This window comes from Thermoanaerobaculia bacterium (assembly GCA_018057705.1).
Lineage (GTDB): Bacteria > Acidobacteriota > Thermoanaerobaculia > Multivoradales > JAGPDF01 > JAGPDF01.
Genome location: JAGPDF010000092.1, coordinates 1 through 15171, shown reverse-complemented (window position 1 = coordinate 15171; position 15171 = coordinate 1). Strand labels below are relative to the sequence as shown.

The following is a 15171-nucleotide window of genomic DNA, read 5'->3' as shown; positions in this document are numbered from 1 at the left end:
TGGGGGGCTTTGGTACAGTGATCGCCATGCTGGAGCGCTTGCCCATCGACTCCGCCGGTTCGGAGGATTCGTTCGCGGACACCCGGGCGCTGTCGGGCGAGGAGCGCCTTGCGCTGGCCTTCCGGCTCTGGGACGAGGGCTGCCGGGCGTATGCCGACATTCACGGGGTTACCCTGGAAGAGGCCGCCGCGCGACTCTCGGCGACCCGGCAGGTCGGGCGCATTCCACTCTTCGACGAGCCTTCCCCGACACAGTGACCCCGCTCGCCGTCGAGGTGTCGCAGCTTCTCGACCGGCTCGGAGTTCGCCACGCGCTGATCGGCGCAGGCGCGCTCGCCACCGTGGGCGCTTCGCGGTCGACGGTCGATCTCGACTTTCTGGTGGTCGAAGCCCGGATCCTCGACGAGACCCTCTGGGCCGGCCAGCTGCCGGAGGCGATCTCCGTCCGCATCCGCAAGGGGCGACCGGAAGCACCGCTCGCCGGTCTCGTTCACATCTCACGCACCGGCGACCGGCCAGTCGACCTGGTGGTCGGCCGCGACGCCTGGCAGCGCGAGATCCTGCAGCGCGCGCCGGCATTGCCCTTTCTCGGGACGCACGTGCCGATCGCGCTGGCAGCGGACCTCGTCCTGCTGAAGCTCTACGCCGGCGGACTCCAGGACGCCTGGGACATCCAGCAGCTGCTCGCTTCCGACCCGAAACTCGCATTGGCCGTGGCGCCGCAGGTCGAGACGCGGCTCGAATCCCTGCCGCCGCGCTGCCGTGAGCTCTGGGGAGACCTGTTGGCGCGTCGGTTGCCGACCCGCCGGGTTTGATCTGGCTGGATGGTGGAGGCGGAATCGGGCCGGGCGCGGGGGGGCGAGGGGAGTAAACCTCGACTCCTCTGCCTTGTAATCTTGCACCAAGAGTGCAAAAATACAAGGCATGAAGTGGGTAGCGAGAGAGGCGGAAGCCCGCCTGCGCGAGCTTCTGGGGCGCTTTCCGGCGGTGCTGATCTATGGCCCTCGCCAGTGCGGCAAGAGCTCCCTCTCCCGCAAGGCCCTGCCCGACTGGCTGCACCTCGATCTCGAACGGCCTTCCGACACGAGCCTCCTCGCGGCCGACCTCGAGGGATTCCTGGCGGCGAACCCCGGGCAACTTGCGATCGACGAGACACAGCGCCTCCCGGCGCTCTTTCCGGCACTGCGCCACGCCATCGACTCGAGACGCGGCAACGGACGCTACGTCCTGACCGGTTCGGCGAGCCCGTCTCTTCTGCGCTCAGCCTCCGAGTCGCTCGCCGGGCGCATCGGACTCCTCGAACTGACGCCGTTCGGCCTCTCGGAAGTCGCGGAGACCGGCAAAGCGTCGGCGCGGTGGTTCTGGGGTGGGTTCCCGGCGGTGCTGGCGAGTCGCTCTGCGGCGGCGCGCCGGGACTGGCTCGACAGCTACCTGCGGACGATCCTGGAGCGCGACCTCCCGGCGCTTGGCGTCCGGCTGCCGGCGACAAGGCTCGGCGCGCTGCTCAAGATGCTGACCCATGTTCACGGCAATCTCTTGAACGTCTCGGATCTGGCGCGCTCACTGGGCGTTTCGTCCCATACCGTGGCCGGCGACCTCGACGTGCTCGAAGGCACCTTCTTCGTCCGTCGGCTGCAGCCGTACTTTGCGAATGTCCAGAAGCGCCTGACCAAGAGCCCCAAGATCTATCTGCGCGACTCAGGCCTGCTGCACCATCTGGCGGGTCTGCGTGATCCCGCCGAGCTCGCCACCTGGAACCGGCGAGGTGCATCGTTCGAGGGCCTGGTCATCGAGGAGTTGATCCGCCGAGCGACCCTCGAGCGCCCGGGAACGGAGGCCTACTTCTGGCGCACCAGTGCCGGCGCCGAGGTCGACCTTCTGCTCGTCCACGGTCGGCGCATTACGCCGATCGAGATCAAGCTCGGCGTCGAAATCCGGCCACCGAGCCTCGCCGCGATGCGCCAGTGCATGAGCGACCTCGGCCTCGAACGGGGGTACGTCGTCAGCGGTGCTTCCGAGCCCCGAAAGCTCGGGCGCGGGATCGAAGTTCTTCCCTGGGCGGAGCTCGCGAGTGGAGTCGCGGCGATCCCGTGTTGAGGAGTAGAAACTTCGCTGCCCTGCCCGGTCGCGGAGGACCAGGCCTGGCCCTGGACGCACGAGGCCCCGCCAACACCTTCATGGGCGCGCGGTCCATCCCGGGGCGTACACTTCCGTAGCGATCCAAGCTGTCCGCAAAGGACATCTGTCATGAAGCCGTTCTCGACCTGGACTCTCACTGTCGGCCTCTCCGCGGCACTGGCGATGGCGCTCGCGCTTGCGGCCGGCTTCGTTGTCTCGCCCGCCGCTGCCCAGAGCGTCGGTTGGCAGGCGCGCTGGGACGGCGGCCTCGTCGACTCGAGCGCGAGAGGGTGGGATATCGCGGAAGGTCCGAACGGCAACATCTACGCGACGGGCGAAATCTGGAACGGCTCGGGGCGGGATTTCCTGACTCTCGCCAGGAACGCCGCCGGAGATCTCCTCTGGTATCGCGTCAAAGACGGGCTCAACGAAAGCAACGACGTACCCGCTCACCTCATCGTCGACGGCAACGGGCATGTCATCGTCGTCGGAACAGCTACCCGCTCGACCGCCAGTTGGATGCTGACCGTCGCCTACGACGCTGCTGGAAACGAGCTCTGGTCGCGAACGAACAAGAACCCGGCGTATCGGTGGAATGTCGCGAAGGGGGTCGCGGTGGACGCCGACGGGCGCGTCGTCGTCGTCGGAGAGATCAGCAACGGCAGCACGAAGTGGACATCCCTCGTCTCCTACGACAGCACCGGCGACCTGCTGTGGGAGCGCCAACGCGAGCTCGCTCCCGACGACGGCTGCGTGGCCATGGACGCGACCGGAGTTCTGGCGGTCGCGGGCAGGTCGAACGGCTCTCCCTACGACTTCCTGACCGTCGCCTTCGACGCCTCAGGCGCGGAGCTCTGGGCCCGCGCGCGAGACGCCGGCGAGAATCGAAACGATTCCGTCCATGCCCTGGTCCTGGACGGTAACGGTCGATTCGTCGTGACGGGCATCTCGGAGACCGCGGCGTCCGGAAAGGACATTCTGACCGTGGCGTACGACGTCGCCGGCACCGAGCTCTGGGCGGCGACGCGAGGCGGCCCGGGCGACCAGGAGTCCTGGATGATCGCCGCCGATGCGAGCGGCAATGTCTTCGTGGCCGGCACGCCGAGCAGCGGCCTCCCGAACAGTGCCCTGCTGATCGTCTCCTATGACAGCGCCGGACTGGAGCGGTGGGCCGTTACCGTACCCGACGGAGTCGGCGAGAGCTCGACCGCCACCGACATGGCGGTGGCGACGGATGGGAACGTGGTCGTCACAGGGAGACACTACGGCGCCATCATGAACGATGTTCATGCCCTTACGCTGAAAGTCTCCGGCGCCACGGGTGCGGCGATCTGGACCCGGATTCGGACTCCCGCGCCGGGCCGGCGCGACTCCGTCGCCGGCGTCGCGGCGGGCGCGTCGGGCGCCTCTTTCGTGATCGGGTCCTCGGCCGTGGAGTACCTGAGCGACGACGTGCTGGCGATCGCTTATGACTCGAGCGGAAACGAGCTCTGGGCCCGCGGCGAACCGGAGGTCCCCGCCGACGACGTGCCCGGCTCGCAGCCCGACAACCGCGGCCGCAGAGCGATCGCGACGGGCTACGACGGCAGGGTCTACCTGACAGGAACCTCCTTCGATGGCTATACGCTCGATTACATGACCGTGGCCTTCGACGCCTGGGGAAACAAGCTCTGGGAGGCACGCAAGTCCAATCCGAACGACGCTCAGGCGTACCCTTCCGCCATCGCCGTGGACCCGGCGAACGGCAACGTCTACGTGACGGGCACGACCCGCAGCTTCGGCGGCAACGCCTTCCTGACCGTCGCCTACGATCGCGACGGCGACGAGCTTTGGTCGCGCACCCGTCACGGCGAGGCCCACGGCGACGACAGCGCCTGCTGCATCGCGGTGACCGCCGAGGGCCTGATCGTCGTCACCGGCACCTCCGATACGACCGCGACCTATACCGCTCCGGGAATGCTCACCGTGGCCTACGAGAGCGGCGGCAACGAAGTCTGGTCGGACGAGTGGGGGCCGGGGCTTTTCCGGGCGGGCTTCACGTCCAGCCTGACGCTCGGCACGACGGGAACCGTCTACGTCGGCGGTTCGACGAACGTCGGGGGGGGCCCTGCGGGAACTCTGACGGTGGCCTACGATGCCCTCGGCAACCGCCTCTGGTGGCAGTCCCACAATAGCGATGACGAAGTGTCGGACTTCATCCTGGCTCTCGCCCCGACGCCGGACGGCGGGGTCGCGGCGACCGGCTACACCGACCCCTACGTCAACGAGAACGTCCTGACGCTGGTGTATGGGCCCGACGGCACGGAGCGTTGGGTGGCGATCGCCGACAGTGCCGCGAGCGGCTGGGACGTTGCCACGGCGATCGTGGTGGACGCAGCCGGTCGAACCTTCGTCACCGGATGGACCTACAAGACCGACTACTCGGACCCGGACTTCATGACCGTCGCCTACGACGCCGCCGGCGGGCTCCTCTGGTCGAAGGAACGCGGCGGAATCCCCGGCGGCGACGACTATGCGGGCACGGCGGCTCTCGGCTCACACGGGACTCTCTTCGTCACCGGCAGCTCCGACAACGGCACGAGCATGGACTTCATGACCGTCGCCTACAGCCCCGGCGGTTACGAGCTCTTCGAGCACCGCTACGACGGCGGCGGCGACGATATCGGCTACCTCGCCGTCGCCGGACCCGACAGCAGCGTCTTCATCGGCGGCGTTTCGGACGGCGCGGACCGGGACTTCTTCGTCTACCAGCTGTTCGACGGCACCGGCCTCTTCGCCGACGGCTTCGTCTCCGGCGACACGACCGCGTGGAGCGCTGTCGCCCCCTGATGCGGGTCAGGGGACACCCTGAAGGGTGTCCCCATTCGTCTGTTCGTGCCGTTGACTTGACCGACTTGTCTCGCGATCGATGCGTTTCGCTTCGCTCTACGCATCCTACATTTCACTGGGCGGTGAGAGCCTCAGCGGGCGATGAGGGTGGCGAGGCCGAGGAAGGCGCCCATGCTGACGACGTCGGTCATGGTGGTGAGGAAGATGCTCGAGGCGGTGGCGGGGTCGGCGCCGAGCTTCTTCAAGATGAGCGGGATGGTGGCGCCGGAGACGCCGCTCGCGGCGCAGCTCATGATCATGGCGAGGAAGACGCAGAGCCCCAGGAGGAACGGCGACGCGCTCCCCTGGCTCCTGGCGAAGAAGTACATGCCGAGGCCGGCGACCAGGCCGACGAAGATGCCGTTCAGGACCCCGACCCAGGCCTCCTTGAACATCGACTTCGCCTGCAGGCGGTCGATCTCGCCCAGTGCGAGACCGCGCAGAGTCACTGCCAACGCCTGACAGCCGGTGTTGCCCGACTGGCCGGCGAGCACCGGCAGGAAGACCGCGAGCACCACGATCTGGTCGAGCGTCTCCTGGAAGACGCTCACCACGCCGGCGGCGACGAAGGCGGTCAGGAGGTTCAGCTGCAGCCAGGGATGGCGGAAGCGGAAGCTGCGCAGCCAGGAGGTCGAGACGCGCTCTTCGGCCTCGACGCCGACCATCTTTCCGGCCTGCGCCGAGATCTCGAACGCCTCCTGCTCGAAGATCGTCCGGGCGCGGATCATGCCGATGAGCTTGCCGGCGCCGTCGACCACCGGATAGGCCGGGTGGTGCTTCGCGACGATCGCCTTCGTCGCCTCGAGCAGGCTCATCTCCGGCCGGAGGGAGGCGAGCTCGGGATTCATCAGCGAGGCGACCGGCGCGTCCGGCTCGGCGAAGAGGAGACTGCGGAAGGCGAAGACGCCGAGGAGCTTGCCGTCGCCCTCGGTCACGAAGGCGAGATGCAGGCGGGCGCGCTTCGCGAGCTCGCGCAGCCGGGCGGTCGCTTCGCGGACGGTCGTCTCCGGGGCGAAGACCGCCAGCGGTTTGTCCATCTGCCGGCCCACGGTATTCGCCGGGTAGTTGCGGTCGGTGATCCACTGCTCGCTGCGGCCGGAGAGGTCAGCGGCGGCGATGCGTTGGCGGCGCGTCTCGGGGAGGAGAGCGAGGATGTCGACCGTGAGCGCCGGATTCACCAGCGCGAGCGCCCGCGCCGCGACGTCTTCCGGGTAGCGCTCGAGGAGCTTTGCCGCCTCGCGCGGCGCCTTGCGTGTCAGCCGGATCGGCAGGTCCGCCTCGGGCGGCAGCGGCTCCTGCGGACGATGGAACAGCTCCATGACCTTGGTCATCCTTCTCCCCTTTTCGAATCCCGCGGAGTCTAACCGCGCAGGGGTCCGCGATGCACCGGTCCGGAGCCGGGAAGGTCAGCGGGGCGGCGACTCGTGTTTCCTGGCCGCCTCCTCCTCCAGCCGCTTCGCCTCCGCCTCTTCCGCGGCGCGTTCCTGGTCGATCCGTCGCGTCTCGGCGGCGTCTTCCGCCAGCATCTGCGCCTCCGTCTGCTGCTGCCGGCGCACGGTGTTGACGGCGGCGTAGATCTCCCGCACGCGCTCGGTGAGCGCCGTCTTGCTGCGTGAATAGTCCTCGCTGCACTGGCCGGACTGGCCGAGCTTGGAGTTGACTTCGACGCAGCGGGCATACTGCGCGTCGATCTGCTCCGCCTCCTGCATCAACTCGTCCTGAACCGCCCCGGGATCCTGGAGAATCCGCATGCCTTCCCGCGTCAGATCGGTCTCGGAGGCGCGCAGCGTTGGCGACGACACCGAGCCGCTCACCCGCGGAGCATTCGGATTGGCGATCCAGGCGTTGAGGATGTTGAACTCGGCCGGCGGTTTCACGTTCGCGACGTCGGGCGCCTCGCCCATATCGACGTACAGCTTCTTCTTGCTCGCGGGCTCCACGGCGCTCGCCTGGGTGCTCGCCTCGAGGTTCACTTCGGAGAGCCGGAGCGAGCGCAGGAGCTTCTCGGGCGTCGTGTAGACAACCTGCTTCCCCTTGACCGTCCAGGCACCTTTCGTTTCGATGCGCTCGCCGGTCTGGAGCACCAGCCAGTCGGCCGGCGCGATCGCCGGCAGAAGGAAGAGCAGGCTCCAGAGCGATCCTCCGACGAGACTCCGCCGCACACCCTGCACTCTCGTCTTCATGACGCCCTCATCCTGGAGAATGCCGCGGCGTCCGGGTATCGGACCCGCAAGTGAATCGGATTTCCCCCCGGAATCGGGCGCACTCTAGCATCCGGGCGCTAGCCGTCCGACACGCCCCCTCCGGTCGCACCGGCCTCAGGGTTCGAGGGCGAACGGGCGCAACTGGGTCGCCGCCCTGGCGAACGCCTGCGACGCTTCCTGGTAGTGCTGGATCGCCTCGAGCGTGCGGCCCTGCTCGCAGGTCTCGCCAAACAGCACGAGCGCCTCGAAAGCGGCTTGAAGGTCTTTCGCCAGACGCAACTCCGGCGCCCCCAGGGCGTCGCTGCGGCCGCTCACCAGGGCCGCGGAGCTCCTGCGCAGGGCGGCGCAGTCCGCCGGCGCAGGGGCCCCGAGCCCCGAGCGGTAGATCCTGTCGACGCGCGAGTAGACACCCTTCGCCTCGGCCGTCGCGGCGCGGTAGCGCTCGTGCCAGGCCGCCATGGCCGCGCGCTGGCTCGCCCCGGGCGCGCCCGCGCTCCCGGTTGAGCTGACCCGCACTCCGTCCACCGCCCGCCTCCCGGCCTCGGCCTCCACGGTCTCCGCCGCGAACGGCCGCTCGAGCTCGCGATCGAAGCGCCGCGCCGGAGTCAGACGTTTCGCGGGCGCCCGGCGGACGGCCCAATCGCGGAAAGCGCGGTCGAACGAGGGCAGGTCCATCCCGAGTACCGCCTGGATCGCGCTCTCGGTGGAGGCGCCGCCGGCGTACGCCGCCACCAGCCGGCGCAGCGTCTCCCGGCCCCCTCGCGATTCGATGAACGCCACCACCCAGGCCGATTCCGAGTAGGCGAGCTCCACGAGCTGCGGCTCGGCGAAGCCGCGGAGGATCGGTTCGAGCGCCGGGAAGGAGAGGGTCCGCCCGCTCTTCTCGAGCTCGGGCATCGGGTTGACCAGGAGCCGCCCCATCTCGGCGTGCTGCGCCAACCCCTCCTGCAACCAGTGGGGCGCGCGCCCGTGGGTTGCGCTCGTCAAGAGGGCGTGCGTGAGCTCGTGCGAGACCAGACCGATCCATTCGGGCGCGAGGCTCCGGATGTCGGCGAGCGGCATCCGCACCCGGCCGTCGAAGAGTCCGAGCACCGGCACTTCGCCGCCGTAGGCGTCGAGAAAACTCTCGAGCAGCAGCAGCTCGACGATGACCGGCTCCCCCCCGGGTTGGGGAATCCACTGCATCACCCGGGTGCGCTCCTCCTCGAGCACGGTGGCGATCTGTCGCCCGTAGCGCCCGCCGCCACCTTCGGGAAAGCGCACCAGGAAGTGCGGCGAGCGCAGCTCCTCGGCGTCCTTCTCGAGCTCGAGACTGAGGCTGAACTGGCGGATCCTGTTCTCGCCGAACGGGCGTCGAATCTGGGCGTCGGCCTTCTTCACGAGCCGGATGGCGGTGTCGTAGTCGCCATCGGCCGCGACCAGCTCGGCGAGATCGTAGAGCGCTCCGGGGAACGGACGGCGCCTGGCGAGCTCGGCCTGAGCGAGGCGGACGAGCTCGGCCGTGGCCTCTTCGCTGCGCCCGGTCTGGCGCAAGGCCAGAGCCCGCATGCGGACCAGCCTCCGGGTGGTCTCCCCTCCCGCTCGCGGCGTCTCGCCGCCGGTGAGCGCGATCAGCTCGCTCCAGCGGCCCTCGCGCGCCAGCGCCCGCGCGGCGATCTCCGCCAGACGGGCGCGCGCCGGCGAGGCCGAGACCGCGCCGGGTGCGCCGGGCGAGAGCGGGGAGAGCGTGGCGAGCGCGCGCCGTTCGACTTCGCCGCGCAAGCTTGCGGCGTCCTGCACCGGAGTTTCGTCGGCAGCGAGCGCCGCACCGCCCGGGAGCTCGATCTCCAACCCGGCGAGGCGGATCGAGTAGTGACTGCCGCAGAGCCGGCCCTCCGCCGCCGCCGGCAGCGGGACTGCCTGACGCACACCGGCAGCGCGCACCCGGGGTTCGCTCGCCGAGCCCAGCTCGAACAGCGGAAACAGCGCGGGCCGCGCCACCAGCGCCGCCAAGTCCGGCTCGGCGAAGATCTCGTCCCGCGGCAGCGGACGCAGACTCCAGGCCGTGCGCATGCGGGCTTCGGCCAGGTCGAACTGATCCCGGGAGACCGCTTCGGCGGCCGCGAGGTACCAGAGCTCGGCGTTGCGCGTCCCCGACTCGAGGGCGACAGCGGCCGTGTCGGTGGGAAACTCCTCGAGAATCGACGCGACGGCGACCTGTTCGAGCTTCAACAGGTCGGCCGCGAAGCCCGCCCGCGCGACGGCGTCGTACTCGGCCAGCGCAGCGACACGAAAGCGCGAAACGGCGACACGGGCCTGCAGAAGCGACGCGAGCGGCGGGTCGGTCGATGGGCGCGACGCACCGAGCAGGGCCTCCACTCGCGCCAGGTCTCCCTGGACGAGCGCCGCCTCGGCGGCCCAGAGCTCCTCGATCCGCGCCGCCGCGGAGGGTGCGGAGCTCCGGGCGGCCGCACCTTGGACCGCGGCGCCGGGGGTCCGGCGCACCGGGTCCTCGCCGGCGGTCAGCGCCAGACGCAGCGGAACCAGCTCCCCGAGACGCGGCTCCAGAAGCGCCTCGTCTCCGGAGCGCGGGTCGTTTGCCGGCGTCGAACAGGCAGCGAGCAGCAGTGTCCCCAACGCGAACCGCAACCACCGTCGCGCCGGCCTCTGCGCCCAGGCCAGAACGACCAGGAGTGCCGTCCAGACGGCGAACCCATCCCTCGCGGCGTCGGACAAGGCTGCGGAAGCTCTCTCCGGCAGCACGGAAGGAGCGGTGGGAGCCTGCCGAGCCGTCGCGACGCGGCCGGGCTTCGCCTGGGGGCGATCGACCAGAGTCCAGAGTTGGCGAATCTTGCCGCCGGCGGGGCCGGCGAACTCGAGACGCAGGAGATCTTCCGCCCCGGAAGGAAAGGTCAGGTGGAAGAGGGCGACCCGGCTGCCATAGGAGGCCGGCGGCGTCTGCAGCGTCCAGATCGCGCCGGCGCGGGTGCCCAGGCGCGCGGAGATCTCGAGCACGGCGGCGTCGTGGCCGAGGGCGCGCAACGGAGCCTCCGGATCGAGCCGCTCCCAGACCGCTTCGGAACCGCGCAGCGCGAAATCGGCGGCGAGCTCCACCGCGGAGCGCTCGGCGCCCGAGATCGGACGTGGCGCGGTATCGGAAGTGGGGGCCGCTGTGGCAGCCGCTGGGGCGGCGCAGGCGAGGACTGCGCTCGCCAGAATCGAGATCCAGGAAAATGCGCGCACTCGAGTCCTCCGAAGTGCGCGCAGCTTACCGCAGTGGTCCGGGCCTCCCGCTCCCGGCGCTACCGGATGTTTCGTCAGTCCCGGCTGCGGCCGCCGAGCAGACCGGAGCGGAAGAGGAAGTAGAGCAGCGTCAGCAGGCTCGAGATCGCCGCGGCGACATAGGTCAGGGCAGCGGCGTTCAGCACGCGGTCGATGCCCTCGCGCTCCTGCGCCATCACGATGCCGTTCTCCACGCAGAGCCTCTTGGCGCGGTTCGAGGCATCGAACTCGACCGGCAGGGTCACGAGCTGGAAGAGGATGACCATCGAGAACAGCGCCACGCCGATGGTGAAGAACTGCATCGAGCCGAGCATCAGGCCGAAGGTCATCACCAGGTAGCCGACCGAGGAGCCGATGTTCGCCGTCGGCACCAGCATCGAGCGCAGCCAGAGGGGCTTGTAGGCGCGGGCGTGCTGAATGGCGTGCCCCGCCTCGTGACAGGCGACACCGACCGCGGCGATCGAGGCGATGCCATACACCGGCTCGGAGAGCGCCAGCGTCTTGGTGATCGGATTGTAGTGGTCCGACAGCGTCCCCTGATGCGGAACGATCTTGACGTCGCTGATCCCGGCGGCGGTGAGCATGCGCTGCGCCGCCTGCGCGCCGGTGAGACCGGTCGCGACGCGCACCTTGGAGTACTTGTTGAACGCCGACTTGGTCTTGAAGCTCGCCCAGAGGGAGAGCGCGAGACCGGGGGCAAGGAAGAGCAGGTACATCGGGTCGAACATCATGTGGATGGAACCTCCCTGTCCTATCTACGAACAATTTCGCCCGGGCGATGATTCCCGGGTCGCGAGACTCTATCCAATCGGCGGGGCGGACGCCCCGCGAGCCTTCGCCTGGCCTCCCCGGGGAAGGGGGGGCCTACTTGCCGGGATCGACCTTGCGCTTGCCGGGGTCGGCGTGTGGGCGGTAGAGGATGGCGACGTGGCCGACCCGGCCGGCCGCGCCGCAGCCCAAGCGGTTCTGGATCTCGTCGATCCGGGAGTCCCTCTCCGCCTTTCCCCCGGCGCCGCCGCTCTCCAGAAAGCGCACCTTGATGAGCTCGTGGTCGGCGAGCTCCTTGTCGATCTGTGCCAGGGCAGCGTCGGTCAGGCCGGCCTTGCCCAGGTGGACGAGCGGATTGAGGTCGTGCGCCAGGCCGCGGAGGCGCTTCCTTTGGGAGGAGCTGAGTGGCTTCATCGCGCCCCGAGTCTATGCGCTGCGGCTAACCCGCTTCCACTCCGACGACCGCCTTGCCCATGCCGGCCTTCTCCTCCCAGGTGACCCCGAGCCCCGGGCCCGGAGCCGTGCGCAGCATCCCCTCGTCGAGCACGAAACCGCCGGCGGCGAGGTCGCGCGCCAGGTCGAAGCTGCCGTCGAGATCGAGGTAGCGCGTCGCCGGCGAGGCGAGCGCCACGTGGAGCGCCGCCGCGATCGAGATCCGGCTCTCGTCGTTGCAACCCCACATCAGCCCGGTCCCCGTCGCCTCGGCGAGATGGGCGATGCGCTGCGCCGGCGAAATGCCGCCGCACTTCATCAGTTTCAGATTGAAGATGCCGTAGGGTCGCGGCTCGGCGAGGAGGCGCCCAGCATCGGCCAAATCGTGCACGCTCTCGTCGGCGGCGAGCCGCGCCCGGGTGGCGGCGTCGAGGCCCGTGAACGCCGCCTCGCCGCCACGCGCCACCGGCTGCTCGCAGAACTCGAGCCCGAGGTCGCGCGTACCGTCGAGGTAGCGGCGCAGCGAGCGCGCGTCATAGCCGGCGTTCGGATCGGTGCGCAAGGCGACCCCCGGACCGACCGCTTCGCGGATCCGCCGCAGCCGGTCGGTGTCCTCGTCGACATTCCTCCCCAGCTTCACCTTGAGCGCGTGGAAGCCCTGAGCGACAGACTCTCGCGCCGCCGAGACCGCCTCCTCCGCCGGCAGGATGCCGATCGTCACCGAGGTCGGCAGTGCCTCGTGGACGCGGCCGAGGAGATCGACCACGGCGAGACCCAGGTGCTTTCCGAGGAGGTCCCAGAGCGCCATGTCGCAGGCGGCGCGCGCCGCCGGAGCGGCCGGGAGCTCGCGCTCGAGAGAGCGGGCGAGGCGGCCCACCGCGAGCGCGTCCTCGCCGACGAGCCGATGCGCCGCGCTGTCGAGCGCCGCACGGCAGCTCTCCGGCGACTCGCCCGTCACCTCGACCGCCGGCGAGGCCGAGCCGGCGCCGCAGAGTCCCTGCGCGTGGATGCGGACGAAGAACAGCTCGACCGCCGCAATGGTCTCGCGCGAAATGGTGTAGGGCTTGGTTAGCGGCAGATACTCGCGCCAGACCTCGACAGCTTCGATTCTCATGCGGTCTCCGGAGTGGGCGGTGGAGTGGGCGATCGAGCCGCCTCCCGTGCGGGCGAACGCGCAAACCGGGTCAGGGCCTCGAGCAGCGGTTCGCAGCGGTCGACGAGCGGCATCGCCACCGGAATCCCGAGGCTGCGATGGAGACGCCCGGCATGCCCGGCGAGCGTCGCGGCATCGAGATTCTCGCCGTTCAAGGCCAGCCCGAGGACGCGGACGCCGTAGCGCTCGATGAGCTCGACCTCGTCTTCCACCGGCGGGATGCGGATGCCGAGCGCTTCGCAGCCGTCGAAGAACTCGCGCCCCGGGGCATGCTGCAGGACGACGCCCGTCGCACCGCCCGCGAGCAGCAACTCGGCGCCGCAGGGTCCGCTCGGATTGCGCAACGCCGACTGGCCCTCGAGCAGGATCAGCTCGGGAGTCGCTTCGCGCGCGCACGCGACGACCGCGCGCTCGAGCTCGCCGGTGACGAAGTCGTTCGGCGTCGCATCGAGAATGAAACCGAAGCGGTGCCCTTGCAGCCAGCCGGTCTGCCCGGTGGTGACGAGCTCCGTCGTGAGCCCGCGCTGGCGGAGGCCTTCGAGCAGGAAGGTCGCCGTGGTGCGCTTGCCGAGCGCACAATCGGTCCCGAGAACCGCCACCCGCGGCACCTCGAGCTCGAGCGCCTCGCCGGTCCAGAAACGGAGCTCGGCGAACTTCGGCGTCCGGCGGATGTCGTGCAGCCGGGCGCCGGAGATCGCGGCAGCGGCAGCGATCTCCGGGTCGTCGGCGAGCAGCTGGTGCAGCCCGTTCACCGCGCCGATGCCGCGCCGGACCCCTTCGAGAACGGTCGCTCGCATCGTCTCCGGCATCCGGCCGCCGTGGAAGGCGACCCCGACGATCAGCCAGTCCGGAGGTTCCGGAAGCGCCGCGAGCGCTTCGACGAGCGTCGCGAAGCAGGGGATCGCTCGCCTCCGCCCGTCCACCACGCAGCCGGCGTCCCGCCCGGCGTGGCGGTCGTCCACCACGCCGAGGAGACGGAAACGGGACGGACCGCGCAGCAACCCATGCGCAGTCTTGGCGTTGCTCTCGGCGAGAATGCCGGCAGTGAGGACGAGGGCGGTCCCGGTCATGGCTCGGCACCCCGGACGGCCGCGCCGGCAGCCGGCGCCGCCGTTCGCCGCAGCGCGCGCCCGGGACGAGCGCCGGTCGTCTTGCCGTTCTCGAAAACCGCCGTGCCGTTCACCCAGACGCGCTCGATGCCGGTCGCGACGGCGTGCGGCTCGTCGGTCGTCGCGCGGTCGGCCACGGTCGCCGGGTCGAAGAGCACCAGATCGGCGTAGGCCCCGGGGACGAGCCGTCCGCGGTCGGGGAGTCCTACATGGTCCGCGGCGAGCGCCGTCGCTTTGCGGACCGCCTGCTCGAGTGTGAGCGCCTTGCGCTCGCGCACGTAGCGGCCCAGCACGCGCGGATACGAGCCGTAACCCCTGGGATGCCGGCCGTCGAGCTGGCCGTCGGTGCAGAGATTGGTCTGGGGCCAGGCGAGCAGCTGCTCGAGGTCGCCCTCCACCATGCTGGTGGCGATGATGTTCTCGACTCCTTCGCTGCCCTGCGCCTTCAACGCCTCGGCCATGCGGATGAGCTCGATGAGCGTCCGCGCCGGCGCCTCGCCGCGCTCCTGGGCGATCGCCGAGAGGGTCTTCCCGGCGTAGGAGGGCACCGGCAGGTAGCGCGCCACGATCAGGCCCTCCGGGGGGGCGACCTCGCGCAGCGCGAACTCGGCCGCCTCGAGACTCTCGAAGTTGCGCGCCGGAAAGAGCACGGTCAGCCCCGCGTGCCAATAGAGATAGGGATAGATGTCGGCGGTCACGTCGACACCGCTCCGGCGCGCCTCGTCGAGGAGCGCGAGGAGGCGCGGCGCCTCCCCCCAGAGCGAGCGCATGGCGAGCTTCACGTGCGAGATCTGCACCGGGATCCCGGCCTCGCGGCCGATCGCCACGATCTCGTCGATCGCCGCCCAGAAGTCGCGGTCCTCACTGCGCACATGGCTGATGTAGCGCCCGCCGAAGGCCGCCGCGACCTTGGCGAGCTCGACGATCTCGGCGGGCGCCGAATAGATCCCCGGGTCGTACTCGAGTCCGGTCGAGAGTCCCAGGGCACCTGCCGCCATCTCGGCGCCGAGGAGCTCGCGCATCGCCGCGATCTCGGCCGCGGTCGCGGTCCGCCGGAAATCGTCGCCGAGCACGCGCGAGCGCAGCGCTCCGTGCCCCGCATAGGAGGCGATGTTCACCGCCGCCGGCGCGCGCTCGAGCCGGGAGAAGAGATCGCCGAGCGGCAGGATCGAGTCGCCGTCCTGCCCGCCGACGAACGTCGTGATGCCCTGGCTGACGGCGGCGAGCGCCTCCGGATGCTCGAAGATCTGCTCGTCGCC

At 70.0% G+C, this 15171-nt stretch carries 12 protein-coding genes; 4 read left to right on the top strand and 8 right to left on the bottom strand.

Annotated features, from left to right (window positions below):
• The 4 genes from KBI44_19085 to KBI44_19070 all read left to right on the top strand — a co-directional run.
• A partial coding sequence (locus KBI44_19085) for a hypothetical protein (GenBank protein ID MBP9146591.1) occupies window positions 1-257 on the top strand: 257 nt, incomplete at its 5' end.
• Window positions 254-814: a hypothetical protein gene (locus KBI44_19080; GenBank protein MBP9146590.1), complete on the top strand. Its 561-nt coding sequence runs from the start codon at window positions 254-256 to the stop codon at window positions 812-814. The genes KBI44_19085 and KBI44_19080, both read left to right, overlap by 4 nt.
• A gap of 109 nt (window positions 815-923) precedes the next feature.
• Complete coding sequence (locus KBI44_19075) at window positions 924-2096, top strand: ATP-binding protein (protein MBP9146589.1); 1173 nt, start codon at window positions 924-926, stop codon at window positions 2094-2096.
• A gap of 150 nt (window positions 2097-2246) precedes the next feature.
• On the top strand, window positions 2247-4946 hold the full coding sequence (locus tag KBI44_19070) for a PQQ-like beta-propeller repeat protein (GenBank protein MBP9146588.1): 2700 nt from the start codon (window positions 2247-2249) through the stop codon (window positions 4944-4946).
• Window positions 4947-5077: 131 nt separating this feature from the next.
• Here the strand turns inward: KBI44_19070 and KBI44_19065 are convergent, their stop codons facing one another.
• From KBI44_19065 to KBI44_19030, 8 genes are all read right to left on the bottom strand, one after another.
• A complete protein-coding gene (locus KBI44_19065; GenBank protein ID MBP9146587.1) occupies window positions 5078-6316 on the bottom strand; it encodes a magnesium transporter in 1239 nt (412 codons plus the stop codon).
• A 75-nt stretch (window positions 6317-6391) separates the two neighbouring features.
• Complete coding sequence (locus KBI44_19060; protein ID MBP9146586.1) at window positions 6392-7168, bottom strand: hypothetical protein; 777 nt, start codon at window positions 7166-7168, stop codon at window positions 6392-6394.
• Between the two features lie 135 nt (window positions 7169-7303).
• A complete protein-coding gene (locus tag KBI44_19055; protein MBP9146585.1) occupies window positions 7304-10411 on the bottom strand; it encodes a hypothetical protein in 3108 nt (1035 codons plus the stop codon).
• 74 nt (window positions 10412-10485) lie between these two features.
• A complete protein-coding gene (locus KBI44_19050; protein MBP9146584.1) occupies window positions 10486-11181 on the bottom strand; it encodes a zinc metallopeptidase in 696 nt (231 codons plus the stop codon).
• 133 nt (window positions 11182-11314) lie between these two features.
• Complete coding sequence (locus tag KBI44_19045) at window positions 11315-11632, bottom strand: YhbY family RNA-binding protein (GenBank protein ID MBP9146583.1); 318 nt, start codon at window positions 11630-11632, stop codon at window positions 11315-11317.
• Between the two features lie 25 nt (window positions 11633-11657).
• Window positions 11658-12764 (bottom strand): dipeptide epimerase, encoded by a 1107-nt coding sequence (locus KBI44_19040; GenBank protein ID MBP9146582.1) that lies wholly within the window; start codon window positions 12762-12764, stop codon window positions 11658-11660.
• Window positions 12761-13873 carry a DUF1611 domain-containing protein gene (locus KBI44_19035; protein ID MBP9146581.1) on the bottom strand — a complete coding sequence of 371 codons (1113 nt, stop codon included), beginning with the start codon at window positions 13871-13873 and terminating at the stop codon, window positions 12761-12763. Before KBI44_19035 ends, KBI44_19040 begins: the two co-directional genes overlap by 4 nt.
• The coding region (locus KBI44_19030; GenBank protein ID MBP9146580.1) for an amidohydrolase family protein at window positions 13870-15171 on the bottom strand (1302 nt) is incomplete at its 5' end. The genes KBI44_19035 and KBI44_19030, both read right to left, overlap by 4 nt.